Origin of the sequence: Bacillus sp. BS3(2021), from assembly GCF_021043345.1 — a bacterium.
Lineage (GTDB): Bacteria > Bacillota > Bacilli > Bacillales > Bacillaceae > Bacillus > Bacillus paralicheniformis.
In genome coordinates, this window is sequence record NZ_JAJNDM010000001.1 from 93,721 (window position 1) to 119,551 (window position 25,831).

General features: G+C 46.1%; 23 protein-coding genes. 18 read left to right on the forward strand and 5 right to left on the reverse strand.

Translation table 11 applies throughout. The features are described from left to right. Positions 1 to 12: 12 nt before the first annotated feature. Complete coding sequence (locus LQ247_RS00470) at positions 13 to 1,182, reverse strand: galactokinase (RefSeq protein WP_144497498.1); 1,170 nt, start codon at positions 1,180 to 1,182, stop codon at positions 13 to 15. Positions 1,183 to 1,423: 241 nt separating this feature from the next. On the opposite strand from LQ247_RS00470, the gene LQ247_RS00475 reads away from it, so the two are divergent. The 6 genes from LQ247_RS00475 to LQ247_RS00500 all read left to right on the forward strand — a co-directional run bounded on the left by LQ247_RS00475 (position 1,424) and on the right by LQ247_RS00500 (position 9,474). Further along, a complete protein-coding gene (locus LQ247_RS00475) occupies positions 1,424 to 2,416 on the forward strand; it encodes a LacI family DNA-binding transcriptional regulator (protein ID WP_020453577.1) in 993 nt (330 codons plus the stop codon). A 143-nt stretch (positions 2,417 to 2,559) separates the two neighbouring features. Then, on the forward strand, positions 2,560 to 3,828 hold the full coding sequence (locus tag LQ247_RS00480; RefSeq protein WP_231005408.1) for a sugar ABC transporter substrate-binding protein: 1,269 nt from the start codon (positions 2,560 to 2,562) through the stop codon (positions 3,826 to 3,828). 81 nt (positions 3,829 to 3,909) lie between these two features. Then, a complete protein-coding gene (locus LQ247_RS00485; RefSeq protein ID WP_025810524.1) occupies positions 3,910 to 5,166 on the forward strand; it encodes a carbohydrate ABC transporter permease in 1,257 nt (418 codons plus the stop codon). Between the two features lie 3 nt (positions 5,167 to 5,169). Further along, on the forward strand, positions 5,170 to 6,009 hold the full coding sequence (locus LQ247_RS00490; RefSeq protein WP_020453574.1) for a sugar ABC transporter permease: 840 nt from the start codon (positions 5,170 to 5,172) through the stop codon (positions 6,007 to 6,009). Positions 6,010 to 6,044: 35 nt separating this feature from the next. Continuing rightward, positions 6,045 to 8,099 carry a beta-galactosidase gene (locus tag LQ247_RS00495; protein ID WP_020453573.1) on the forward strand — a complete coding sequence of 685 codons (2,055 nt, stop codon included), beginning with the start codon at positions 6,045 to 6,047 and terminating at the stop codon, positions 8,097 to 8,099. 100 nt (positions 8,100 to 8,199) lie between these two features. Next, positions 8,200 to 9,474, forward strand: a complete 1,275-nt coding sequence (locus LQ247_RS00500) for an arabinogalactan endo-1,4-beta-galactosidase (RefSeq protein ID WP_025810526.1) — start codon at positions 8,200 to 8,202, stop codon at positions 9,472 to 9,474. Between the two features lie 162 nt (positions 9,475 to 9,636). Here LQ247_RS00500 and ald read toward each other — a convergent pair whose 3' ends face one another. Continuing rightward, positions 9,637 to 10,767, reverse strand: coding sequence for an alanine dehydrogenase (gene ald, locus LQ247_RS00505; protein ID WP_020453571.1), 1,131 nt, complete (start codon positions 10,765 to 10,767; stop codon positions 9,637 to 9,639). 313 nt (positions 10,768 to 11,080) lie between these two features. On the opposite strand from ald, the gene LQ247_RS00510 reads away from it, so the two are divergent. Then, positions 11,081 to 12,505 (forward strand): alanine/glycine:cation symporter family protein, encoded by a 1,425-nt coding sequence (locus LQ247_RS00510; protein WP_026580389.1) that lies wholly within the window; start codon positions 11,081 to 11,083, stop codon positions 12,503 to 12,505. 162 nt (positions 12,506 to 12,667) lie between these two features. Further along, a complete protein-coding gene (locus tag LQ247_RS00515) occupies positions 12,668 to 14,353 on the forward strand; it encodes a methyl-accepting chemotaxis protein (protein ID WP_020453569.1) in 1,686 nt (561 codons plus the stop codon). A 28-nt stretch (positions 14,354 to 14,381) separates the two neighbouring features. On the opposite strand, the gene LQ247_RS00520 is transcribed toward LQ247_RS00515, so the two are convergent. After that, positions 14,382 to 14,768 (reverse strand): YxeA family protein, encoded by a 387-nt coding sequence (locus LQ247_RS00520; RefSeq protein ID WP_020453568.1) that lies wholly within the window; start codon positions 14,766 to 14,768, stop codon positions 14,382 to 14,384. Between the two features lie 181 nt (positions 14,769 to 14,949). Here LQ247_RS00520 and LQ247_RS00525 point away from each other — a divergent pair, with 181 nt between their 5' ends. The 8 genes from LQ247_RS00525 (at position 14,950) to LQ247_RS00560 (ending at position 23,199) form a co-directional block, all read left to right on the forward strand. Beyond that, positions 14,950 to 15,657, forward strand: coding sequence for a response regulator transcription factor (locus LQ247_RS00525; protein ID WP_020453567.1), 708 nt, complete (start codon positions 14,950 to 14,952; stop codon positions 15,655 to 15,657). Continuing rightward, positions 15,654 to 16,661 (forward strand): sensor histidine kinase, encoded by a 1,008-nt coding sequence (locus tag LQ247_RS00530; protein WP_020453566.1) that lies wholly within the window; start codon positions 15,654 to 15,656, stop codon positions 16,659 to 16,661. The genes LQ247_RS00525 and LQ247_RS00530 overlap by 4 nt, the downstream gene beginning before the upstream one ends. A gap of 91 nt (positions 16,662 to 16,752) precedes the next feature. After that, entirely contained in the window at positions 16,753 to 17,517 is a 765-nt protein-coding gene (locus LQ247_RS00535; protein ID WP_020453565.1) for an ABC transporter ATP-binding protein, read from the forward strand. Beyond that, positions 17,492 to 19,378: an FtsX-like permease family protein gene (locus LQ247_RS00540; RefSeq protein ID WP_020453564.1), complete on the forward strand. Its 1,887-nt coding sequence runs from the start codon at positions 17,492 to 17,494 to the stop codon at positions 19,376 to 19,378. Before LQ247_RS00535 ends, LQ247_RS00540 begins: the two co-directional genes overlap by 26 nt. A 144-nt stretch (positions 19,379 to 19,522) precedes the next feature. Next, positions 19,523 to 20,611, forward strand: a complete 1,089-nt coding sequence (locus LQ247_RS00545; protein WP_020453563.1) for an acyltransferase family protein — start codon at positions 19,523 to 19,525, stop codon at positions 20,609 to 20,611. A 183-nt stretch (positions 20,612 to 20,794) separates the two neighbouring features. Then, on the forward strand, positions 20,795 to 21,022 hold the full coding sequence (locus LQ247_RS00550; protein WP_020453562.1) for a FeoA family protein: 228 nt from the start codon (positions 20,795 to 20,797) through the stop codon (positions 21,020 to 21,022). Continuing rightward, positions 21,019 to 23,031: a ferrous iron transport protein B gene (feoB, locus tag LQ247_RS00555; RefSeq protein WP_020453561.1), complete on the forward strand. Its 2,013-nt coding sequence runs from the start codon at positions 21,019 to 21,021 to the stop codon at positions 23,029 to 23,031. The genes LQ247_RS00550 and feoB overlap by 4 nt, the downstream gene beginning before the upstream one ends. A 15-nt stretch (positions 23,032 to 23,046) precedes the next feature. After that, positions 23,047 to 23,199, forward strand: a complete 153-nt coding sequence (locus tag LQ247_RS00560; protein WP_231005410.1) for a FeoB-associated Cys-rich membrane protein — start codon at positions 23,047 to 23,049, stop codon at positions 23,197 to 23,199. A 24-nt stretch (positions 23,200 to 23,223) separates the two neighbouring features. On the opposite strand, the gene LQ247_RS00565 is transcribed toward LQ247_RS00560, so the two are convergent. After that, complete coding sequence (locus LQ247_RS00565) at positions 23,224 to 23,592, reverse strand: VOC family protein (protein WP_023856866.1); 369 nt, start codon at positions 23,590 to 23,592, stop codon at positions 23,224 to 23,226. 192 nt (positions 23,593 to 23,784) lie between these two features. Here LQ247_RS00565 and LQ247_RS00570 point away from each other — a divergent pair, with 192 nt between their 5' ends. After that, the gene (locus LQ247_RS00570) at positions 23,785 to 24,186 is read left to right on the forward strand and encodes a hypothetical protein (RefSeq protein ID WP_020453559.1); all 402 of its coding nucleotides are present in this window, start codon (positions 23,785 to 23,787) and stop codon (positions 24,184 to 24,186) included. Between the two features lie 24 nt (positions 24,187 to 24,210). Here LQ247_RS00570 and LQ247_RS00575 read toward each other — a convergent pair whose 3' ends face one another. Continuing rightward, positions 24,211 to 25,170 carry an iron-hydroxamate ABC transporter substrate-binding protein gene (locus LQ247_RS00575; protein WP_043054517.1) on the reverse strand — a complete coding sequence of 320 codons (960 nt, stop codon included), beginning with the start codon at positions 25,168 to 25,170 and terminating at the stop codon, positions 24,211 to 24,213. A 173-nt stretch (positions 25,171 to 25,343) separates the two neighbouring features. Between LQ247_RS00575 and LQ247_RS00580 the strand changes: the two genes are divergently transcribed. Beyond that, positions 25,344 to 25,805 (forward strand): DUF3052 domain-containing protein, encoded by a 462-nt coding sequence (locus tag LQ247_RS00580; protein WP_145623889.1) that lies wholly within the window; start codon positions 25,344 to 25,346, stop codon positions 25,803 to 25,805. The last annotated feature ends 26 nt before the right edge of the window (positions 25,806 to 25,831 follow it).

A 25,831-nucleotide genomic window follows, 5' to 3' on the forward strand; every position in this document is an offset into this window, starting at 1 on the left:
CCATTCCCCTTTCTATATTTCTTTGGCGCCGTCGCCTATCGCCGCAGTATAAAATGCGGCATCATAGCCAACCGTTTCGCGGTAGACGGCATTCACGCGTTCTTTAAAGCTGTCTGTCCGGTCTTTTTCTACAATCGCAATCGCACAGCCGCCGAACCCGGCGCCGGTCATGCGTGCACCCAGGACGCCGTCTTGTTCCCAAGCCGCCTGGACAATGGTATCAAGCTCCAGCCCTGTCACTTCATAATCATCCCTTAAAGACATATGAGATTCATTCATCAGCTTGCCGAACCCGGCGAGGTCGTCCCCGCGAAGTTTTTCCAGCGCTTTCAGCGTCCGGGCATTTTCGTACACCGCATGTCTGGCACGTTTTCGATTAATTTCATCTCGGATGAGGTGCTGATGAGCTTCAAATGCTTCCGCCGTCATTTCGCCCAGGCTTGCAATCGGTAACTCCTGCTGCAGATCGCGGAGCGCCTCTTCGCATTGGGCACGCCTTTCATTATATTTAGATCCGGCCAGCGTCCGCTGTTTGTTTGTATTGATGATGATCACATCGTGTTCCTTCAATACGAAGGGAGCGTATGTGTAATGAAGTGTTTGGCAGTCTAACAAAATCGCGTGATCCTTTTTCCCCATGCCGATCGCAAATTGGTCCATAATGCCGCTGCCTACGCCGATGTATTCGTTTTCGACTTTTTGTCCGAGCTTAACCATGGAGATCGTGTCTGTCTGCAAACCATAAAGCCCTTTTAAAAGAACGCCTGTCGCAAGTTCAATCGATGCGGAAGAAGAGAGGCCCGCCCCGTGCGGAATATTTCCGTAATACAAAATATCGGCGCCGTGAACGATTTGGTGGCCTGCCGCTTTCATCAAAAGGAACATTCCTTTCGGATAGTTGGCCCAGCCGTCAGACCGGTCAAAGGCTAAATCGCTCAAGCTGCATTCAATTATGCCTTTGTCAGGGAAGTTCTTTGAATAGAAACGGATCATTTGATCATCTCGTTTCACGCCAAGGGCATAGGTGCCAAATGAAATCGAAGCGGGGAAAACATGCCCTCCATTATAATCCGTGTGTTCGCCGATTAAGTTGATTCTTCCCGGAGCAAAAAAGGTTCGCGGTGTCTGTTCTGTCTTAAAAATAGAGCGAAAGTCGTTTGATAAAGCGGCTGCAGTATTCATATATCCTCCCATTCGTTTGACGTGCAGACTTAATAAATTAATTTAATTAAGTTTAACCCCAGTTTACTACGGGTTTTCAATTGGTGCAATAAAAAGTGTTTTTTCAAATGAAACGTTTTCATGTAAAATCCTTATTGGCGGGGATAGGGCAATCAGCACTTGACTTTTACAAAAATCAACGTTAAATTAGTAAAATATTTTACTAAAAAATATGAAAGATGTTCATGGAGGTTTTGCAATCGTGGCGACGATAAAAGATGTTGCAGAAAAGGCGGGGTATTCCATCTCGACGGTTTCCCGCGTATTAAATAACGACGAAAGCCTGTCCGTACCCGATGAGACGCGGGAGAAAATATTTGAAGTGGCGGAAAGCCTGAACTACCGCAAAAAAACGATCAGAACACTGGTAAAAAACATCGCGTTTCTGTACTGGCTGACGGATAAAGAGGAACTCGAAGACGTGTATTTTAAAACGATGAGGCTGGAAATCGAGAAGCTCGCAAAGCAATTCAACGTTGAACTGACGACGTATAAAATTTCGGGGGGTATTGACGCCATCCCCGAAAACATTGAAGGATTCATTGCGGTCGGATCATTTTCAGATGATGAATTAACCCGGTTAAGGCAGATGACGCCTCACGGAGTATTTATCGATTCGACGCCGGATCCGAATCATTTTGATTCAGTCAGGCCGGACTTAAAGCAGATGACGAGGAAAACGGTGGACTTTCTTATCGAAAAAGGGCATGAAAAGATCGGCTTTATCGGAGGCACGTACCACAATCCCAATACCGATGAAGACGAAATGGACGTAAGGGAACGAACGTTTCGCGATTATATGAGGGAAAAAGGGCTCTTGGAGGAAGGCTTTATTTTTTGCCGCAGGGGATTTTCTGTGGAAAACGGCTACCATCTGATGGATAAAGCGGTTGAAACATTGGGCGAAAAGCTGCCGACGGCCTTCTTTACAGCGGCGGATCCGATCGCCGTAGGCTGCCTTCAGGCTTTAAATGAAAAAGGGGTCGCCATCCCGGGCAGGGTGAGCGTCATCAGCATCAACAACATCAGTGTGGCGAAATACGTATCTCCGCCGCTGACGACATTCCATATCGATATTAAAGAACTTTGCAAAAACGCCATTGAATTGCTTCTTGAACAAATACTTGAAAAGAGAAAAGCTGTAAAAACGCTATATATCGGTGCAGAACTGGTGGTCAGGAAAAGCACCAATTAAAAAAGGCGCGGGCTGTTCATAAGCCGCGCCTTTTTCGTAAAACATTTTACTAATAGTCAGTAAAATAATTGTTTACACTTTTTCTTAGACATGCTATATTGTTTTTGTGAAACGCTTTCAATCCAATAAAAGGAATGAGACAAATGATGAATATGAAAAAATATGTTGGAATCAGCAGTGTGATTGCTCTCGGTTTGTCTTTAACTGCCTGCGGACCTAAAGAGAGCAGCAATGAAGCATCAGGCTCGAAGCAAAAGGAACTCGTGGTCTGGGAAGATAAAGAAAAAAGCGAAGGCATTAAAGATGCCGTTGCCCAGTTTGAAAAAGAGCACGGCGTATCTGTCAAAATCGTCGAAAAGCCTTACGCAAAGCAGATCGAAGACTTGCGGATGGATGGACCGGCAGGAACGGGGCCTGATGTGTTAACGATGCCTGGAGATCAAATCGGAACAGCGGTAACGGAAGGTTTGATCAAGGAATTAAAGGTGGACAAAGAAATCCAATCGATCTATACGGAACCGGCAATGAGATCCCAGGTGACAAACGGTAAGGTCTACGGCCTGCCGAAAGCGGTCGAAACGACGATGCTCTACTATAATAAAAATTTGATTTCTGAAAAAGAACTGCCGAAAACGCTGGATGAATGGTATGAGTATTCGAAAAAAACGGCTGACGGCAAAAAATTCGGCTTCCTGGCGCTGTTTGACCAGATTTATTATGCACAGAGCGTCATGGGAGGATACGGCGGCTACATTTTTAAGAGCCATGCAGACGGCACTTATGATCCGGCTGATCTCGGCTTGAATAACAAAGGTGCAGTTGAAGGAGCCGAGTACATTCAGAAGTTTTATCAAGAAGGGCTGTTCCCTGCCGGAATTATTGGGGAGCAGGGCATCAATGTGCTGGAATCGCTGTTTACGGAAGGAAAAGCAGCAGCGATTATTTCTGGTCCGTGGAATCTGGAACCGTTCAAAAAAGCGGGCATCGACTACGGGGTTGCCAAGCTGCCTAAGCTGTCCAACGGCAAACATATGAGTTCTTTTGTCGGCGTGAAGAGCTACAATGTAAGCGCTTATTCGAAGAATGCCGATCTAGCGGAAGAATTAGCCGTCTTTCTCGCCAATAAAGAAAACTCAAAGAAGAGATATGAGATCACAAAAGAAGTTCCCGCTGTCAAAGAACTGGCGGCTGATCCTGCCGTCACAAAAAGCGAAGCGGCTCAAGCTGTTGCCGAGCAATCTCAGTACTCAGAGTTGACGCCGAATATTCCTGAGATGAATGAAGTATGGACGCCGGCGGATGCGGCTCTGCAAACGATCGCAACCGGAAAAGCGGAATCGAAAAAAGCGCTTGATCAAGCCGCGGAAACGATACAAGGACAGATCAAAGCGAAGCACAGCGGCAGCAAATAAGCCGCAGCATTGGTGTCAAACTTGTCTTAAGTTTGGCGCCATTTATGATCAGGACGTCCATATAAAGAGGTGAAAGAGAAGGTGCAGCATCGCAAAAAAGCTTTACTATTATCAATCATTCCCGGTTTGGGCCAATTCTACAATAAACAATGGATAAAGGGTCTGTTATTCCTTCTTTTAGGCGTCTCGTTCTTTGCGGTTTTTGGCGATTTGCTGAATATGGGGCTGTGGGGCCTGTTTACGCTTGGAACCGAAGTGCCGCGCGATAACTCGATTTTTCTATTGGCAGAAGGCATCATCGCCGTGATTGTCACCGGTTTTGGGCTGGCTGTCTATTACGCCAATTTGCGGGATGCCTACCAAAACGGAAAGCGGCGCGATGAACAAAAGGAGCTCAGTTCACTCAAGGAACAATATCATAATTTAATGGCTCAGGGATATCCGTATCTCATCAGCGGACCATCACTGTTCATTTTGATTTTCGCCGTTGTTTTTCCGATTTTGTTCAGCTTTGCATTAGCTTTTACAAATTATAACCTCTACCATTCTCCGCCTGCCCACCTTGTCGATTGGGTAGGGCTTAAAACGTTTTCCGAAATTTTCACCGTTGATATTTGGCGGTCGACCTTTTTGGATGTTTTAGCTTGGACCATTGTCTGGACGCTTGTCGCTTCTACGCTCCAAGTCGGGTTGGGAATTTTGTTGGCGGTTGTCGTCAATCAGAAGGAAGTCCGCTTCAAGAAATTTTTCCGGACGATTCTGGTTTTGCCTTGGGCCGTGCCCGGCTTTGTTACCATTCTTGTGTTTGCCGGCCTCTTTAATGACAGCTTCGGTGCATTCAATCATCAAATCCTCGCCGCATTCGGCATCGATCCGATTCCTTGGATGACGAATGCCAATTGGACGAAGCTGGCGCTTATCCTCATGCAGGGGTGGCTCGGTTTTCCTTATGTGTTTATTGTGACGACCGGTGTTCTGCAGTCGATTCCGGACGACCTGTATGAAGCGGCGACAATTGACGGCGCGTCCGCGTTTTCGAAATTCAGGCATATCACAATGCCGCTGATTTTAATCGCAATGGCGCCGATTATCATCACGCAATTCACTTTTAACTTTAATAACTTCAACATTATCTATCTATTCAATGGAGGCGGTCCAGCTGTTCCCGGGTCAACAGCGGGAGGAACCGACATTCTGGTGTCCTGGATTTACAAATTGACGATGCAGTCGAGCCAGTACTCTTTAGCCGCCGCATTGACGATCCTGCTGTCGGTCTTTGTCATCTCGATCGCGCTGTGGCAGTTCAGACGGACAAATTCTTTCAAAGAGGGGGCTTAACATATGAAGAAAAGAAGATTCTTTCGGCTCCTTCTGACCTATTCTCTGTTGGTTTTTATGACAGCCGTTATCATATATCCTCTGCTTTGGACGGTGGGAGCCAGCTTTAATCCCGGCAACAGTTTGGTCAGTACTTCTATCATTCCGGCAAATCCGACATTGGATCACTATAGAGAATTATTTGCAGGAAAAGAGAGCCTTCAATACGGGCAATGGTATATAAACTCGCTTAAAATCAGCATCTTTACGATGATCGGATCAATCATCAGTGTTTCTTTTACAGCTTATGCTTTTTCACGGTTTCGTTTTAAAGGTAGAAAAAACGCTTTAGTTTTATTCATGCTGCTGCAAATGATTCCTCAATTTTCGGCTTTGGTTGCGCTCTTCGTTTTAGCGCAGATGCTCGGAATGATGAACAGCCATTGGCTGCTGATTTTGCTGTACATCGGCGGACTTATACCGATGAACACGTATTTGATGAAGGGGTATATGGATTCCATTCCCATCGATTTGGATGAGAGCGCTAAGATTGACGGCGCTAGCAATACAAGGATTTTTCTGCAGATTATTATGCCGCTATCCAAACCGATGATCGCGGTCGTCGCCATGAACGGATTCACCGGACCGCTCGGGGATTTCGTTTTGTCTTCGACCATATTGCGGACGCCGGAGTCGTATACATTGCCGATCGGTTTATACAATTTAGTCAATGAAGTCATGGGAGCCAGCTATACGACGTTTGCCGCCGGCGCCATTTTGATCAGCATTCCGGTAGCCGTCATCTTTATCATGCTGCAAAAGAACTTTGTATCAGGGTTGACCGCAGGCGGAACGAAAGGATAGTCCGAGAAGAATATGGTCTAAAAAAGGAGAGTATTATGCCAAAAATTTATACGACACAAGCAAAATACATGCTTCACGGGGGAGACTACAATCCGGATCAATGGCTTGACCGTCCGGATATTCTTGCAGATGATATCAAGCTGATGAAGCTTGCCCATACGAATACATTTTCAGTGGGGATTTTTTCATGGAGCGCTCTTGAGCCGGAGGAAGGCGTCTATACGTTTGAATGGCTGGATGATATGTTTGAGAACATTCACCGGAACGGCGGAAGGATTATAATGGCGACACCGAGCGGCGCCCGTCCTGCTTGGCTGTCGCAAAAATATCCGGAAGTGCTGCGCGTCAATGCGGAACGTGTCAAACAGCTGCATGGCGGAAGGCACAATCATTGCTTCACTTCATACGTATACCGTGAAAAAACGAGAAAGATCAACCGCTTGCTGGCCGAAAGGTACGGCAGCCATCCTGCCCTTTTGATGTGGCATGTCTCCAACGAATACGGAGGAGAATGCCATTGTCATCAATGCCAGCACGCTTTTAGAGACTGGCTGAAAAAGAAGTACAACAATGATCTTAAATCTTTGAATGATGCATGGTGGACGCCTTTTTGGAGCCATACCTTCAACGATTGGTCACAGATTGAATCGCCGTCTCCGATCGGTGAAAATGCGGTGCACGGCTTGAATTTGGACTGGCGCCGCTTCGTCACTGATCAGACGATCTCTTTCTTTCAAAATGAAATCGTTCCGTTGAAGGAAATCACGCCGAATATTCCGATTACGACCAACTTTATGGCTGACACGCATGATCTCATTCCATTTCAAGGGCTGGACTACAGCAAGTTTGCCAAGCATCTGGACGTGATCAGCTGGGACGCGTATCCCGCCTGGCACAATGATTGGGAAAGCACAGCTGATTTGGCCATGAAAGTCGGCTTTATCAATGATTTGTACCGCAGCCTGAAACAGCAGCCGTTTCTTTTAATGGAATCGACGCCAAGCGCTGTCAATTGGCACAATTTTAATAAAGCGAAACGGCCGGGGATGCATCTCTTGTCTTCTATGCAGATGATCGCCCACGGATCTGACAGCATTCTCTATTTTCAATGGCGGAAATCCCGCGGCTCATCGGAAAAATTTCACGGTGCGGTTGTCGGCCATGACAATTGTTCCGAGAACCGCGTATTTAAAGAAGTGGCAAAAGTGGGGCAAACCCTTGATGAACTGTCTGAAGTCGTCGGAACGACCCGGCCCGCGAATGTCGCGATCCTCTATGATTGGGAAACCCATTGGGCGCTCGAAGATGCACAAGGATTCGGGATGAAAACCAAGCGGTATCCCCAAACCTTGCACGAGCACTACCGCGCGTTTTGGGAGCGTGATATTCCAGTCGACGTGATTACGAAGGAACAGGATTTTTCGCCGTACCGGCTGCTGATCGTTCCGATGCTTTACTTAGCAAGTGAAGAAACAATCGCGCGTTTAAAAGCCTTTGCTGCAAACGGGGGCACATTGGTGATGACGTATATTAGCGGAATCGTCAACGAATCTGACCTGACCTATTTAGGCGGATGGCCGCAAGATCTGCAAGAGATGTTTGGCATGGAACCTGTTGAAACCGATACGCTCTATCCGGGCGACAAAAATAGGGTCCGTTATCAAAACCGGTCCTATGAGCTGAAAGATTATGCGACCGTGCTGAAGCTGGATACGGCAGATCCCGTGGGATTCTATGAGGACGATTTTTATGTGGACACGCCGGCTGTTACATGCCATTCATACAAACAGGGGAAGACGTACTATATCGGTGCGCGCTTAAGCAGTCAATTTCATCGGGATTTTTATGAAACATTGATCAAAGAGCTATCGATTCAACCGGCTTTTGATGTGAAACATCAGCCTGGCGTCTCCGTTCAAGTCAGACAGGATGAAGAAAATGATTATATTTTCATCATGAATTTCACAGAAAAACGCCAGCCCGTCGTGTTGGAGTCGGCCGTTAAAGATATGCTGACCGGAGAAACGCTGACCGGCGAAATCACATTGGAAAAATATGAAGCCAGAATAGCGGTAAAAACAAAAAAATAAGCCCGGGGGACATCCGCTTTAATGTGGGTGTTTCTCTTAAAAAAATGAAAGCGTTTTCGTTTTGGCGTGTATCAATCATGAAAGGGGAGAAGCGAGATTCATGAAAAACGTGGTGGCTGTTTTTGTGGTGCTGATTGTTGTTTTGGGCGCACTTGGAACCGGCGGTCCGGCGGAAGCCGCCAGAGGTTCCAAGGCGGCAGAAAGCGGCCTTTTTGTCGAAAAGGTTTCAGGGCTTCACAAGGATTTTATAAAAGGGGTTGATGTTTCGAGTATCATCGCTTTGGAAGAGAGCGGCGTCGCCTTTTACAATGAATCCGGAAAGAAACAGGATATATTCAAAACGCTGAAAGAAGCAGGCGTCAATTATGTCCGGGTGCGCATCTGGAATGATCCCTATGATGCTAACGGCAATGGCTATGGAGGGGGCAATAATGATCTGAAAAAAGCGATTCAGATCGGAAAACGGGCCACTGCCAACGGAATGAAGCTGCTGGCGGATTTCCACTATTCCGATTTCTGGGCGGACCCGGCGAAACAGAAAGCGCCAAAAGCATGGGCAAACCTAAACTTTGAAGATAAAAAAACGGCGCTTTACCAATATACAAAACAAAGCCTTGAAGCGATGAAAGCAGCGGGCATCAACGTCGGCATGGTGCAGGTCGGAAACGAAACAAACGGGGGTCTTGCCGGTGAAACGGACTGGGCGAAGATGAGCCAATTATTCAATGCGGGGAGCCAAGCGGTCCGGGAGACGGATTCGAATATTTTAGTCGCCTTGCATTTTACCAATCCGGAGACGTCCGGCAGGTACGCTTGGATTGCCGAGACGCTTCACCGGCACCATGTCGACTATGATGTATTTGCAAGCTCGTATTATCCATTTTGGCATGGCACACTGAAGAATCTAACATCCGTCCTGACATCCGTCGCGGATACGTACGGCAAAAAGGTCATGGTAGCCGAGACATCTTATACGTATACGGCTGAAGACGGAGACGGACACGAAAATACAGCCCCTAAAAACGGTCAAACGCTCAATTACCCGGTCACCGTTCAAGGACAGGCGAACGCGGTCCGTGATGTGATTCAAGCGGTCAGCGATGTAGGAGAAGCCGGAATCGGCGTTTTCTATTGGGAACCGGCATGGATTCCAGTAGGACCGGCACGCCAGCTTGAGAAAAATAAAGCGCTTTGGGAGACATACGGATCAGGCTGGGCCACAAGCTATGCCGCTGAATACGACCCGGAAGACGCAGGAAAGTGGTTTGGCGGCAGCGCCGTAGACAATCAGGCATTGTTTGATTTTAAAGGACGTCCATTGCCGTCTCTGAATGTATTTAAGTATGTTGATACGGGAACACCATTCAAAAATTGACTTGCAGCCGATTTCTCGGATGAAGGCGAACGCCGTTTGCCGGAAAGCGGTTTAAAGCAGAATGAAAAAAGGCCGGATGATATCCGGCTTTTTTTCGTGAAAGGACAGTCAGAAAGCGTAATTAAAATGTTTTCATTCAATTGACAGAAAGATAGGGTCCGCTTAACCAGCGGTTACCGTTTGAAATGCATCTTCTACAGATACGTATTCATATCCAAGGTCGCGCGCGACGGCCTTGTAGGTAATGCTTCCGTTTGCAACGTTGACGCCGAGAGCGAGCGCCTGATTTTCGGCGACTGCTTGTTCAACGCCTTTATTTGCGATTTGCAAAGCGTAAGGCATAGTGACGTTTGTTAAGCCGATCGTTGAAGTACGGGGAACGGCTCCCGGCATATTGGCGACTGCATAATGGACAACGCCGTGCTTCGTATAAGTCGGATCGTCATGCGTAGTGATCTTATCAACCGTTTCAATAATGCCGCCCTGGTCAATCGCCACGTCTACAACAACTGAGCCTGGGGACATCGACTGAATCATCTCTTCTGTGACAAGTTTCGGTGCTTTTGCACCAGGGATTAAGACGGCGCCGATGACAAGGTCAGAGTCTTTTACGGCTTCCGCAATGTTGAGCGGGTTGGACATAAGCGTTTGAATGTCTTTGCCGAACTGGTCATCGAGCTGGCGGAGGCGCTCAGCGCTCAAATCGATCAAAGTGACGTCAGCGCCAAGTCCGACTGCGATTTTGGCAGCGTTCGTACCGACTACTCCGCCGCCGATGATCGTAACCTTGCCGCGTTTTACGCCGGGTACGCCTGATAACAGGATGCCTTTGCCGCCTTTTGATTTCTCAAGAAATTGCGCGCCGATCTGTGAAGCCATGCGTCCGGCGACTTCACTCATTGGAGTCAGGAGCGGAAGCGTCCGGTTCACTTCGACCGTTTCGTAGGCGATGGCTGTGACGCCGCTGTCCACAAGCGCTTTCGCAAGCTCAGGCTCAGCTGCTAAGTGCAGATACGTAAATAAAACAAGTCCTTTTCGGAAATAGCCGTATTCAGAGCTGATCGGCTCTTTCACCTTCATGACCATATCCGCTTTTGCCCATACATCCTTCGCTTCAACCAAAATGTCTGCCCCGGCTGCTTTGTAGTCAGCATCCTCAAAGCCGCTTCCAAGTCCGGCTCCCTGTTCGATTAAAACTTGATGACCGCTTTTTTTAAGCGCGACTACTCCGGCCGGCGTAATGGCTACACGGTTCTCATTGTTTTTAATTTCTTTCGGAATTCCAATGATCATGATGTCGTCCCCCTCAAATGAAATATGATTCTACCGCTAGTATAAATCTCTGAACCGGCAAGAGCATCGTGTGTAAAATTAAAAATGTAAGCGCTTTTTTGTGAAATTTAACAAATTGGTGAACGTTGAATGAAGTGAAAGGATTGATATGAGGAGTTATCTATTAAAATTTTTTTCTTTAAAAAATAGTTTTGTTAAAAAAACAAATGTAAGCGATTACATTTTGTGTCGTTTCACAAACATAACCATATTTCGTTGTGATAGAATATCTCTTGCATCTATGAAAGCGTTATCTTTGTTGGGAGTGAGTCATATGGATATCTTAGAAATACTAGGCAAGATTAATAAGGTATTATGGGGGCCGCCCAGTTTAATTTTATTATTTGGGACAGGCTTATTTTTAACGTTTGTTTTAAAAGGACTGCAATTTCGCCGCCTGATCTATGCGTTTAAGATCGGATTTGGCAAGGAAGACAGCAAAGACGCAGCTGCCGAAGGGGATGTGAGCCATTTTAAAGCTTTAATGACAGCGCTTGCCGCCACGATCGGAAACGGAAATATCGCAGGTGTCGCGACGGCATTGACACTCGGCGGACCGGGTTCGATCTTCTGGATGTGGGTTGTCGGGCTGTTGGGCATGGCAACGAAATACGCGGAAGCCTTGCTTGCTGTTAAATTCCGCGTAAAAAATGAAAAAGGGGAATATTCAAGCGGGCCGATGTATTATATCGAACGAGGACTCGGACGCAGATTTAAAGGACTCGCCATCGCTTTTGCGCTGTTTGGAGCTTTTGCCGCTTTGGGGATAGGCAACAGCGTCCAATCCAATACGATTGCCGATATTACAAAGAACAGCTTCGGTATCGAAAACTGGGTGACAGGGCTGATTCTCGTCATTCTTGTCAGCGTCATCATCTTCGGCGGCATCCAGCGGATCAGCACGGTTGCCAGCTTCTTTGTGCCGATCATGGCTTTTCTTTATATGGGCGGGGCGATCTTGATTCTGATTTTGAATTATGACAAGATTATTCCGGCTTTTGAGCTGATTTTCTATTATGCTTTCCACCCTGTGGCAGCAGCCGGCGGTTTCCTTGGAATTGCCGTATCTGAAGCCGTTCGGAACGGGGTGTCCCGCGGCATTTTTTCAAACGAAGCAGGCCTTGGGACGGCTGCGCTAATCGCCGGAAATGCGCGTGCAGATCATCCGGTAAAACAGGCGCTCGTCGCAATGACCGGGACATTTATCGTTACGATCGTGGTGTGTACGATGACCGGTTTAACCCTTATTATTACCGGTTTCTGGGATCCGTCTGGTGGCTTGATATCCGGCGTGGCCCATAATGCCAGCCTTGAAGGCGGGGCATTGACGAGCGCGGCATTTGCCTCAGTACTCGGCGCGGCTGGCGAATATATTGTGTCGCTGTCGGTGATTTTCTTTGGGTTCTCTACAATTGTCGGCTGGTATGTTTACGGAGAAAAATGCTTCGAGTATTTGGCCGGTTCCAAAGGAATTGCGGGCTACAGGCTGGTCTACATCCTCGCCTGCGGCATCGGGACGGTCGCCAACCTCGTCACCGTCTGGGCATTTGCCGATATGGCGAATGCGCTGATGATGATTCCAAACCTGATCGCCATCCTGCTGCTTTGGAAAGTTATCAAAGCAGAGACAAATGATTATTTTCATCACTTCTATGAACATACCAAATCGGCGGGTCCGCCAAGTAAACCAATTCATTAATCAATTGAAAGCTCTGCCTTCCAGGCAGAGCTTTTTCTTTGTTTACAATCATACAAGATCTCAAATTTTGACGAAAAATGTCGATACTATGAAATGAAGAAGATCTTTAATTTGAAAATTGCATTTTATCATTGATGACATAAAGGAGAAAGGATCACCATCATGAAAGTAAAAACAAAACTGCTGGGAATTATATCAATTTTAGTCGTTTCCATTATTGGAATCGGAGGTTCCTCTGTTTTTATGATTTCTTCTACGGTGAAAAAGAATGAAGAACTTAAGGACAAGATGGAATTTCAAAAAGAGATTAAGCATATTCAATATCGTCTGACCGGTTTGTCGAATGACGAAAGAGGCCTTATTATGACCGGAGATAATGAATACAGTGAAGGAATGAAGGACAAGGCCGACGATGTTTTAAAGAGTCTTGACCGCGCAGGAAAACTGATCCGGGAAGACACATACAAAGCGAACGTCGAAGAAATTAAAGAAAATTTTAAGGCTTATTGGGGTTTAAATCAACAAGTTATACAGTCTTACGCTTCAAGCTCTAAAAAAGCTGAATCGATTCATTTCGGAGAGGAAAGAACATTAAGAAAAGAAGTCCTCGATCCGTCTGTCAACCAGCTGGTCGAAAGCCTGGAACAAGAGGTGGAAGATCTGAAAGCAGAGATCAGCGCCAACGGGACGATGAGCGAATGGGTCATCATCACTGTCACAGCAGTATCAGCCATAGTTGGAATTGTCTTGAGTCTGCTGCTCTTGAAGTCTATTCTGGTACCGTTGAGAAGCCTGAATCAGCAGCTTGGGGACATCGCCCACGGTGAGGCGGACTTAACCAAGAAAGTGATCGTCAAAAATAAAGACGAGTTCGGCCAGCTTGCAAATTCTTTCAATGCTTTTGTTCAGTCGCTGACGCAAATTGTGAAGCAGATCAGCAGTTCGTCTGAGCAAGTCGCCGCATCCTCTGAACAGTTGTCGGCAAGCGCGGAGGAATCGAAATCGACCTCCGAACTGATTTCGGAAGAGATGCAGGCGATTGCTGACAGCAATATGACGCAAAGCGAAATGACAGAACAGAGCTCGGAATCGATTCATGAATTGCTGGACCGTTTATCATCCGTTGCCTCCAATACAGGCAGCATAGCGGATCTGTCGTCTTCGATGAGAGACAAAGCCGAAATCGGCTCCGAATCCGTTCATAAAATGCTCGAGCAAATGAACTTCATTGATAAATCCGTCGACTCAGCCGGCAGCGGCCTCGAGGCGCTCGTGTCCAGCACGGCGGAAATCAGCAACATTTCTTCGCTTATCACCGATATTTCGGAGCAGACGAATTTGCTGGCGCTAAACGCGGCAATTGAAGCAGCAAGAGCGGGAGAACAAGGAAAAGGGTTTGCCGTCGTGGCGGAAGAGGTCCGGAAATTGGCGGACGAAACGAATAAATCGGCGAACCATATTCAATCGTTAGTCACAACGATCCAAAATGAATCGGTAGAAACGGTGAATAATATTAAAGTCGTTCAAGAAAATGTCAGCTCCGGAATCGCTCTGTCCCAGGAGACAACCGGCAATTTCAACGAAATTTTGAACTTGGTGGAACAGGTTGCTTCTCAAATCCAAGAAGTCGCAGCTTCTACTCAGCAGCTGACATCAGGTGTCGAAATGGTTCAAAACACCATTCAAACATTAGCTTCCGGATCACAGGAAACGTCGGCTGGCACAAAAGCGGTTGCTTCCTCAACTCAGGAGCAGCTGGCTTCGATGGAAGAAATCTCTTATGCAGCAGAATCGCTGTCTCAATTGGCTGAAGAACTTCAAACCGTCATCAATCGATTTAAATATTAAGCAGAAAACCCCATCAGGCGATGGGGTTTTAATTGGTTTTCATGGCGGCTATAGCGCCCTCGGGGATTTCCTCTTCGTGTACTTCAGTCAAGCTTCCGGCTTTCGTTCCGTACGCCCATACTTTGATGAAAGCGCCGGGACGCAGTTTTTCGTCCGCCTCTGCTTCAATCTGCTGTTTGTGTCCGCTCGCGTCATATCCGGTTAATGTGTAGTTGTACTTTCCGTTATTCAGCTTTTCTGCATGATCTTCGGCTTTGAGATAATAAGCCTCAGGCTTTCCCTGGCCTTGTATGAAATGATCGGCCAGCGGCACAAGGCCCCCTGTCGCTTTCTGCAGGATAAAAACGCCGGCAATAAAAACGCCGGCAACGGCGATCAGAACCGCGGCAATCAGGCCGCCTGCCCGTGTCTTCATATACCTTCTCCTCTTTCATTCAGTTTGTGAATGGTATTATTTTATAAAAAAGGCGCAAGGAGAAGAAATTGATTCATATTACAGTACAATTACATGATTGTAAGGTAGGACGAATCGCGGCGGCTTTTGTTTATCAGACAGCTTCGTGTCATAATATATCCAAACAAAAGGAGAGACCGAGATGCAAAAAGTGATGATTGTAGAAGACGACCCGAAGATTGCCGATCTGTTAAAATCGCATATTGTCAAATATGGATACAACGTTCATGTCGTGAAAGACTTTGACCGTGTCATCGATGAGTTCAGAAGCACGGCGCCTGATCTTGTTCTGCTTGATATTAATTTGCCGAGCTTTGACGGCTATTACTGGTGCCGGCAAATCCGCCAGGAATCGATTTGCCCTGTCTTGTTTATTTCGGCGCGGACGGGCGAAATGGATCAGGTCATGGCATTGGAAAACGGCGGGGATGACTTTATCACCAAGCCGTTTCACGCCGAAATCGTGATGGCAAAAATACGCAGCCAGCTTCGCAGAGCTTACGGGGAGTATGCAGCAAAAGCGGAGGAACGGCTTCTCGAAAAAGAAGGACTGCGGCTGTATCCGGAAAGACTTGAACTGACATTCGGCGGTCAAACGGCTGCTTTGACGAAAAAAGAAGCCGATATTATCGAAAGCTTAATGGAACGCCACCCGAGGATTTCCGGCCGGGAAGATTTGCTGGCCAAACTGTGGGATGATCAGGCCTATGTGGATGAAAACACGCTTAATGTCAACATTACACGCGTCAGAAAAAAGTTTCAGGAGCTCGGAATTGAAGATGCGGTAGAAACAGTGCGGGGCGCAGGCTACCGCTTGAATATATCCTGGGTGAAGGCGGGAGAGGAATGAAGCTTTTTTTCAAAGAACACTATTTGTTGATTGCCGTGCAAGTGCTGCAGTTTATCACGATGCTGTCGGTGTACTGGCTTGATGGGTATCAGCACATCAGGCCGGCTTTTTACGCCGTTTTTCTCGGCTTTTTCTTTCTTGTCTGCTATCTTTTCTACCATTACTATACGCGCCGGAAGTTCTACAAACGGATGACGAGCGGGCTGGAATCATTGGATGACACCTTCAGGCAATCGAATCAGCCCCAATCCCCTCTTTCAGAAGCGCTTGAACAGCTGCTGAAAAGCCAGTACAGGCAATACCGTCAAGAATTAAAGAAGCTGGAGCTTGGACAAAAAGAGCATTTGACCTTCATGGATCAATGGGTGCACCAAATGAAGACGCCGCTGTCGGTCATCGAACTGACGGCTCAAAATTTGGATGAACCGGAATCATCAAGCATCCGCGAGGAGACCGAACGGATGAAAACGGGCCTCAATACGATTCTCTATATGGCCAGATTGCGGACGATCGAGCAGGATTTCCGGATAAAACCGGTCGCATTGGCGGATATCGTTCATGAGGTCAATCGTGAAAACAAGCGCTTCTATATTCGCAGTCAAGTTTATCCTAAGTTCAAGGAAGTCAAAAAAGGCATCACAGTCGAAACAGATGAAAAGTGGCTGTTTTTCATCATTTCCCAATTTGTCAACAATGCGGTCAAATACTCAGCGGGAAAAAGCAATACGGTTATTATTTCTATTGGTGAAAACGATTCGGAAGCGGTATTGGAAGTGACAGATTTCGGCGCCGGCATCCCGGATACAGATCAAAAGCGGGTATTCGACCCGTTTTTCACAGGAGAAAACGGACGCCGTTTCAGAGAATCAACCGGAATGGGTCTCTATTTGGCAAAAGCGGCGGCTGACCAGCTTGGACACCGGATCGAACTTGACTCACAAGAAGGGCAAGGCACGACAATCCGGCTGATTTTCACGGCTACACAAAACCTTACATCGATGTAATGAAAGTGAAAGAAGAATCGATAGTTCATCAACAAGAAATTTAGGTAAACTGATCACAGATCAAAAGTTAAAGGTGAAAGGGGATCTTGTGATGCTTCAGGTCAAACAAGCCAGTAAGATTTACGAAGGAAAAATTGCGTATCGCGCGTTAACGGATATTAACCTAACGATTGATAAAGGTGAATTCGTCGGCATCATGGGGCCGTCCGGAAGCGGAAAAACGACCCTATTAAATATGATTGCAACGATCGATGAACCGACGACGGGCGAAATATTGATCAGCGGCCAAAACCCGCATGTTCTCAAAAAAGAAAAATTGGCTAAATTTCGCCGCAGAGAGCTGGGATTTGTGTTTCAGGACTTTAATCTTCTGCCGACATTAACCGTTGAAGAAAATATCGTACTTCCTTTGACGCTTGACGGTGAAAAGGTCAGGGAAATGAAGCGGAGGGCAAACGATTTAGCTGAAAAGCTTGGAATTACCCACATTATGAAAAAGCGCACATATGAGATTTCGGGCGGTCAGGCCCAGCGCGCCGCTGTAGCGAGAGCGATGATTCATTCGCCGAAGCTTCTGCTTGCTGATGAGCCGACAGGCAACCTTGATTCAAAGTCATCCAAAGATGTGATGGAAATGCTTGAATCGATCAACCGCAACGAAAAAGCGACCATGATGCTTGTCACGCATGACCCTCAGGCGGCAAGCTATTGCAACCGGGTCGTCTTTATTAAGGATGGAAAGCTGTATTCGGAGATCAACCGCGGCGATAACCGCCAAGCGTTTTTCCAAAAGATTCTCGATACACTGTCCTTGTTGGGAGGGGATGCAAATGACCTTTCGTCAGTTCGCGTTTAACAACGTCATTCGCAACAAAAGGCTGTATGCCGCTTATTTTCTCAGCAGCATGTTTACAGTGATGGTTTTTTTCGCATTCGCGATCTTTGCTTTCCACCCGGTGATGACAAGTGATTCTTTGACCTCCGGCATCGGGCAGCATGTTTCCATTGGCCTGTTAGTCTCCAGCGGCATTATCTTTGTCTTTTCTTTCTTCTTTGTTCTGTACTCAATGAGTTCGTTTCTTCAATCGAGAAAAAAGGAATTCGGCGTTTTAATGATCCAAGGGATGTCTATGCGCCAAATTCGTATGATGGTATTTCTTGAAAATATGCTGATTGGGCTTTTTGCGACAATCGGCGGGATTGTGCTCGGACTTGTCTTCGCCAAATTGATACTGCTCACAGCGGAAAATGTGCTGATTATTGATAACAAGCTCGATTTTTATTTTCCGTTGATGGCGATCATTGTGACGTTTATTTCTTTTAACGGCCTGTTCTTATTTATTTCTTTTCTTGTGTCATTTGTGCTCAGGAGCGAGAAGCTGATTGTTCTGCTAAAAGGAAACAAAATCTCCAAAGGGGAGCCGAAAGCATCTGCCTTGCTTACAGTGGTTGCAGCTGTTCTGCTTACCGGAGGCTATTACACCGCTTTGATTGTCAAGAAAATAGGCGTTCTTGTGGCGATGGTTCCGGTGACGATTGTTGTCATTATCGGCACATATCTGCTGTTTACGCAGCTGAGTGTTTATGTGATCCGCAGGCTCAAAAAACGGGAAAGCCTGTTTTGGCGGAAAACGAATATGATTTTGTTTTCTGATCTGTCTTACAGGATGAAAGACAATGCGCGGACGTTTTTTATGGTGGCCATTATCTCTACTGTCGCGTTCAGTGCGATTGGGACGCTGTATGGTTTCCAAACTCTGCTGACAAACGGAATTAAAGATATGAACCCGCATACGTTCTCGTATAAACCGCCGAAAACAAACAAAGACACCGAACAAGACGTGGCTTTCATCAACGACACGCTAAAAGAACGAAATATCAAAACAGACAAAGCATCAGCTGTCCTTCAATATTTCGATGTCGATGGCCATGACATGCTGATTGTGAAAGAATCTGACTATAACAAGTTTGCCGATCTGGTCGGGGCCGACCACGTCAAGCTTGAAGAAGGGAAAGCCGCAGCTGCCGAGTATGATGTCAAGGTTGGCCTAGAGGGAGAAGACGACCAGCCGCTCCCTTCATCAATCCCTCTTGCAACCGGACAAAAGCTGCAGGCTGACAAAACGGTCCGTTCAAAAGCGTTATCTGAAAACAGTTATTATATTGTGACAGACAAAGATTTCGCACAGTTGAAAAAACCGAAAAGCGAAAACCGGTTCTATGCCTGGCAGGCAAAAGAATCTGACGGCATGGCTTTAGTGAAAGCCGGGGAGGTTCTGCAAAAGAAACTGGATCGGATTTATTTCGCGGCTGTAGATTATGAGGTATATGATATAAGCAAAGGGTATGGCCCGGTATTATTTGTTGGACTGTTTATCGGAATCGTCTTCTTCGTTTCAGCAGGAAGTTTTCTCTACTTCCGCTTGTACACTGATTTGGACGATGATAAGCAGAAATTCAAATCGATTGCCAAAATGGGCTTAACAGACCGGGAACTGCATAAAGTGCTGAACAGGCAGATCGGCATTCTGTTCTTCGCGCCTATCGCTGTTGCCCTTGTCCATGGAGCTGTGGCGCTGACCGCTTTATCGCATGCCTTTCAGTACAACCTCTTCAAGGAATCTGCAATGGTGCTCGGCGTGTTCTTCGCCATCCAGGTTATATATTACTTCATTGTCCGCTTCTACTATACAAAACAGATAAAAGCGGCGATTTAAAAAAGATTAGACTGCGTCTAATCTTTTTTTATACTTGCAGCCGGAAAATTTGGGATAAACATACCTATGTATTTTGCCTCTTTCTTCATTTGGATGATTATGTTAATTTGATATTATTTCAAATTTGAAAGAGGAGTGATCGATTTGCAGGTAAAAGAAATATTTGTTATTCGCTTTATTTCCTGCTTAAGCGTTGTTTTGCTTCATGCGATATCGATGGTGCTCATGGTGCGGGCGGACATGCTTGGAGATACGGTTTTCCGGGTTGTTGAATCTTTCAGAACGCTCCTGATGTTCAGTACGCCTGCGTTTATTTTTATTTCCGAATTTTTGCTCGCGCATGCTTACCCTGGCGGCGTTCCGGAAGGGTTTTTAAAAAAGCGGTTTAAAACGATTTTCATCCCTTTTCTATTTATCGCTGTTTTGGATGCTTTTATGACCGCTGGTCTGATGATGCAGCAATTTCATGCATCGGTCATTTTAAAAAAACTGTTGGCGAATATTTTCCTGGGGAATTTCATCGGTTATTTCATCCTCGTCATCTTTCAATTTTACTTGTTGCACATGTGCTTCCATTCATTTTTGCAAAAGGCGTCGCCTAAATGGGTGCTCTCGATTTCTTTTGCGGTCACAGCGGCTTATTTGAGCTATTTCACGTTCATTCAACCTCCGGTTGTACAGGAAGAGGCGCCGTTTCCTTTTTCATGGGTGCCGTTTCCCGGCTGGCTCTTTTATTTTTGTTTGGCCTATTATTGCGGCAAAAATTACGAGCGCTTTTTGGCATTGCTGGAACGATACAGGCATGCGGTATATGCAGCGGCTGCTGTGACCGGATGTTTCATTGTAGCGGTTTCCTACTTCGGACAAGACATCGCAGTGACGTCAAAGCGTCCGGATATCCTGCTTTATTCAACAAGCATCATTTTCTTATGCTTTCACCTGTTTTCAAAACTGAAGTCGGTGCCGAAGCTGATCATGATGATCAGCAACTATTCTTTTTCTATTTATTTATTGCACGCTTTTATCCTGATTTTCGGATTGGTCATTTTAACGAGCTTTGAAAGCATCGGTACGGTTTCGGCTGTTTTGCTCTTGTTTTCGATCTCTACAGGCGTTGCGGTTTTCATATCTTGGGCCGTCAATAAATTGAAGTATGGCTATATGTTTGTCGGAAAAATTTATGTGCCGAAAAAGAGGAGAATCGAGCAAAAAGTGAGCCATCATGCCGGTTAACGACTTAGATTGATAGAGCGAAAAGCCAGAACGGCAGGTTGCACCGCCGGAGCTTTTCGCTTTTTTATATTCTCGCAAAAATGTTCCGGTTTTGACACATCTTCTTTTAAATGGAAGGTGGCTTATTGCCTATAATCATATTATGATAACGATTATCATTTTCATAATGTGGAGGCCTCAACAATGGTTTTAGCTGAATTAAAACAAAAAGAGAGAGCAAGAATCATAGATTTTTCAGAAGTGAATGAACTTGTTCAGCGCAGGCTCATTCAGCTCGGGATGAAAGAAGAAGCTGAAATTTGCGTGCAGCGGAAATTGCCGTTTGGCGGACCGTTCATGTTTGAGTCAGGCGGACAGTGCCTCGGCATACGGCTTGAAGAAGCAAAAAAGATCAGGATTGAAAAGCTATGAACAGCCGGCAGATTGCCCTTTTCGGAAATCCGAATACGGGGAAAACGTCATTGTTTAACGCGCTGACAGGCTCCTATGAGTATGTCGGCAACTGGAGTGGGGTGACCGTTGAGAAAAAGGTGGGACTGCTCCGCCATAAACAAGGAATGATGGTCGATCTCCCGGGCGTTTATACATTGAGCCCGCTGTCCCGCGATGAAGGGGTCGTCACTGACTTCCTGCTCAACGAATCATTTTCAGACATATTGAATATTGTCGATGCATCCCAATTAAAGCGGAATTTGCACTTAACTGTGCAGCTCCTCGAATTTGGTCATCCGCTCACAATCGGTTTAAATATGATCGATGTCGCAGGACAGCGAGGCGTCTTCATTGATCATCAAAAGTTGTCTGCAGCGCTAGATGTTCCGGTGATTCCTGTGATTGCCCGCAGCGGCAAAGGGTGTGATGAACTGAGCCGGCATTTGCTTCTTGAAAAAGAAAAGAGAACAAAGCCGCTCGTCATCAATTACGGAAGCACAGTAGAAGAAGCGATTGGCCGGATCGAGTCGATCATACCGGAACGTCCCGGCGTTTTAAAACGGTGGATGGCTCTTCAATATTTGGAAGGCAACTCGAAAATGAAAGAGCAGCTGGAAGACGCGGCCGACAGCGAACGGTTAAAGGAAATTTACGAGGAGACAGAAAAACGCCTTCTTCAGGAACAATCCGCAAAATCGCTGCATCAGCATATTTACAATGAGAGAGAACGATGGATTGACCGCATCATGTCATCCTCTGTTGAATATCAGTCAGACCGAAAACAGACGCTGACTGAACGCGTGGATCAGATCGTTACGCATCCGGTGCTTGGCATTCCGATTTTTTTGTTGTTCATGTATCTCATGTTCATGCTGACGTTTGACTGGCTTGGTGTTCCATTGTCTGATACACTGGACGGTTTCATCGGCGGACCGCTGACGGAATGGACGGCTTCGGCACTGTCGGCAATGGGAGCCAGCCCGTTTATCGAGGCGCTCATTCTCGATGGGATCATTGCCGGTGTCGGCGGTGTCCTCGTTTTCGTCCCGCAGATTTTTATTCTGTTTTTCTTCATTTCGGTGCTCGAAGATTCCGGGTACATGGCGCGTGTGGCCATGGTGATGGACCGTCTGATGGAGGCGATCGGTTTAAACGGTAAAGCCTTTATACCGCTGATCATCGGCTTCGGCTGCAATGTTCCGGGCGTCATGGCTGCACGAACTGTAGAGCAGCCTAAGGAAAGACTTTTGACGATTATGCTGACGCCATTTATGTCCTGTTCGGCAAGACTTCCGGTTTATGCTTTGTTTGCAGGGGCATTTTTTGCGGCTCATCAGGCTTTCGTCGTCCTGACCTTGTATGTGCTGGGCATTGCTGCGGCGCTGGTGCTGGCGAAGTTTTTATCCTCATCCAAGCTCAAAGAAGAAAAGTCGTTTTTCGTGATTGAACTGCCGCCTTATCGTTTGCCTCAAGCGCGTACATTGTGGCGGGCAACATGGGAAAAGGGCAAAGGTTTCGTCCGCAAAGCCGGGACTTACATTTTTGGCGGTTCTGTCCTCATTTGGCTTTTATCGTATACAGGGCCCGGTGGAACGGGCGTTGAGATGGATGACAGCTTTTTAGCAATGATTGGCGGAGTGCTCGCACCGTTGTTGATGCCGCTGGGGTTCGGTACATGGCAGGCAGCGGCATCACTATTAACCGGTTTTCTGGCGAAGGAAGTTGTCGTTGCTTCGATGAGCATCATCTATTTCGTACCTGAAGCCCAGCTGCAAGGCATGATGGCTGAGCAATTTACACCGCTGGCCGCTTACGGATTTATGGCTTTCGTTCTTTTATACGTACCATGCCTCGCGACAGTCGCGGTGATTAAAAAAGAAACAAACTCGAAAAAGTGGATGTTCCTGTCCATTGTTTACGGACTGGCCATTGCGTATGCGATCGCGTTCTTGATTTATCAGGGCGGACGATTGCTTGGGTTATCATAGGAAGGATGTGACGGCATGTTGTTTAATATCACGATCGGAGCGCTCATCTTCGGTTATGCGGCATGGACGCTTATTAAATTTTTCAGACGAAGCCGGAAAGGAAAATGCGCCGCCTGTGAATTAAATCGTACGTGTCAATCGGCTTGTGATGATGTGAAAAGCAGCTGAGGTGCTCAGCTGTTTTTTTGTTTTTTAGACTTGCATTTCACTCATCAAAGCGAGGGTATTTCCTTCGGTATCTTTAAAGAAGGCCATCCAGGTTTCCGTTTGCTCGATTTTCGCCGCCACATGCGGCTCTATTGGAAAAGAAACGCCTTTTGTAGCGATTTCATTATATACTGCCGGCAAATCTTCAACTTGAAAATAGATGACGGAGCTTGCATGAGCAAATTCATCTTTTTCCGGGAGACTGAGAAGAAGCCGCAGCCCGCCGCACTCAAAGAAAGCCATACGATCTGTCTGAAATAAAAGGGACAAGCCTAATACATCCTGATAAAATGCCGCAGCCCGTTCCAGGTCTTGAACCGGTACCCCAATTTGTCCAACCTTTTTGATTCCCATCATGATCCCTCCCTTTTTTGTCATTATTTTCATTTTACGCAATTGATTCCAAAATATCTATTTTTCGCTGTGTTTTTTGTTTCACGTGAAACAGCGGGGGGCATGCGTGTTAAATCATTGTTTTCATGGATGTTTATTGTTAACATGGTTTCTGTTGGTTTAAATGGAAATAGTAGAGAGGAGGCGAACGTAATGAGTGAAAATCAAAAGGCTGACCAGGAAAGAAAAGTTGGATATGAAGGGTTTGTGCTTCTTCTTTCACTCATCTTTATTTCCATCTTTATCACGACCTCATACGAGATACCGAGCAATCTGTTACTGATCATTCTTTTTTTCATTGGCAGCGGCTATTATTCTATTAGGCTTGTGAGCAAAGGTCTGTTGAGAAAAAAGAGGGGACTTGGCTTTAAAGCCGGGTTGTTTGCCTTTGTCGTTTGGATGGCATTATCTTTTCTGTTTCATGACATTTCTTATCCATTTACTTTGGAAGGGTTATCATTTCAAATATTGATGTTTTTTCTTTTCTACATTCCTTTCTTTTTTATCTTTCAATTTGCTTTTAAGATTTCAAACATTCAAGAAAGAAAACAATAAAAAAAGCTGGAAATTCCAGCTTTTTTACTTATTCTCTTTCTCACGCTTCACCAGCATTTCCGTAATCAAATCAACCTGTTTGCTGACAGAGATCGGATCGTACGGGTAGAACGTGTCAAAGTCGTTGATAAAGACACGATTGTTTTTGACGGCGTCAAGGTTTTTCCAAATGGAAGACTGCTTGAGTTTGTCCAGCGTCTTGCTGTCGCCGTTCGGGTTATAGTCTGTTACAAACATGTAGTCGGCAGCATATTCAGGTACGACTTCCAAGGATAGTTCTTTGATGTCGCCTTTTTTGAAGATGTCCTTTTGAATCTTTTCAGGCGCTTTTAAGCCGAGCGCGTTGTACACGGCTTGGCCTCCGCGGCCGCCGTTGTCATTGAACACCCAGAATTGTCCTTTTTCTGTGTTTTCATAAATACCGAAAGTAGCCTTTTTATCGACGACTTGAGCGATTTTTTTCCTTGCTGATTTCGATTTCTGTTCGAAATCGGCAAGGAATTGTTCAGCTTCTTCTTTAGCTCCTGCAATGTCGCCAAACATCTTAACGGTTTCCTGAACATTTTTCGCCGTATTATAAGGAATCACAACGGTCGGTGCGATTTTGGACAGTTTGTCGTAATTTTCATCGTTCATGACAACAATTAAATCAGGCTTCAGTTTCATGACTTTTTCCACATTAATTGGGTCGCCTAAATCTGTCACATCTTTCATACGGTCCTTTAAAAACGGATTGGAGAAAGACCACGAGCCGGAGCCGACGACATTGGCGCCGACCGTGAACAGTTCACCGGCATAAAAGTCTGTCACGATGCGCTTTGGATGTGTTGGAATGTCTACTTTTCCACGCGTTGATTGATATGTTCTTGTCGTTTCTTCAGACGCTTTTTCTTTGTTGCTGTTTGACGAATTGCCGCCTCCACAGGCGCTGATCACGATACACAACAGCATAACTAAACCGATTATCAATAAGTTCTTTTTCACTTGACCCTCCTGTTGATATAAAGCATATGAAATTATCTAAGTGATAATGATTCGCATTATCAATGTAAATATAGCAAATGAATCCCTCTTTCGTCTATCACTTTTTTTGCTAAGTATGATTAGTGCTGTTTTGGTTAATTTGTTACTATAAACAGAAAAAGGATTGATGAAGTATGGCAGAAACGAACCCGGTGATCAAAAAACTGCAGTTCAAGGATAATGGACAGCCTGTACTGATCGTGAATCCGCCAGAGGCATACAGCGGCATCATGGCTGAATTTCAAGGCAATGTCGATCATCAGGCCGAAGCTGACCGGTACGATTTTGTTCAGGTATTCGCAGCGACCAACGCAAAGTTGCAGGCTTTAGCTAAAGAGGCTGAGCGTCATCTGGCGGAAGACGGACTGTTTTGGCTTTGCTACCCGAAAAAATCTTCGAAAGTCTACAAAGGATCGGACTGCAGCCGCGACACAGTAGCCGGACTGCTTGCGGACCAAGGCTATGAACCGGTTCGGCAAATTGCAATAGATGAAGATTGGTCTGCGCTCAGGTTTCGCAAGACGGAAAACATTAAAACGATGAAGCGCAAATTTGCCGTGACGGAAAAAGGTAAACAGCGTACAGATCAAGAATGATCATATATGTCTCTTTTCAGAGAGGC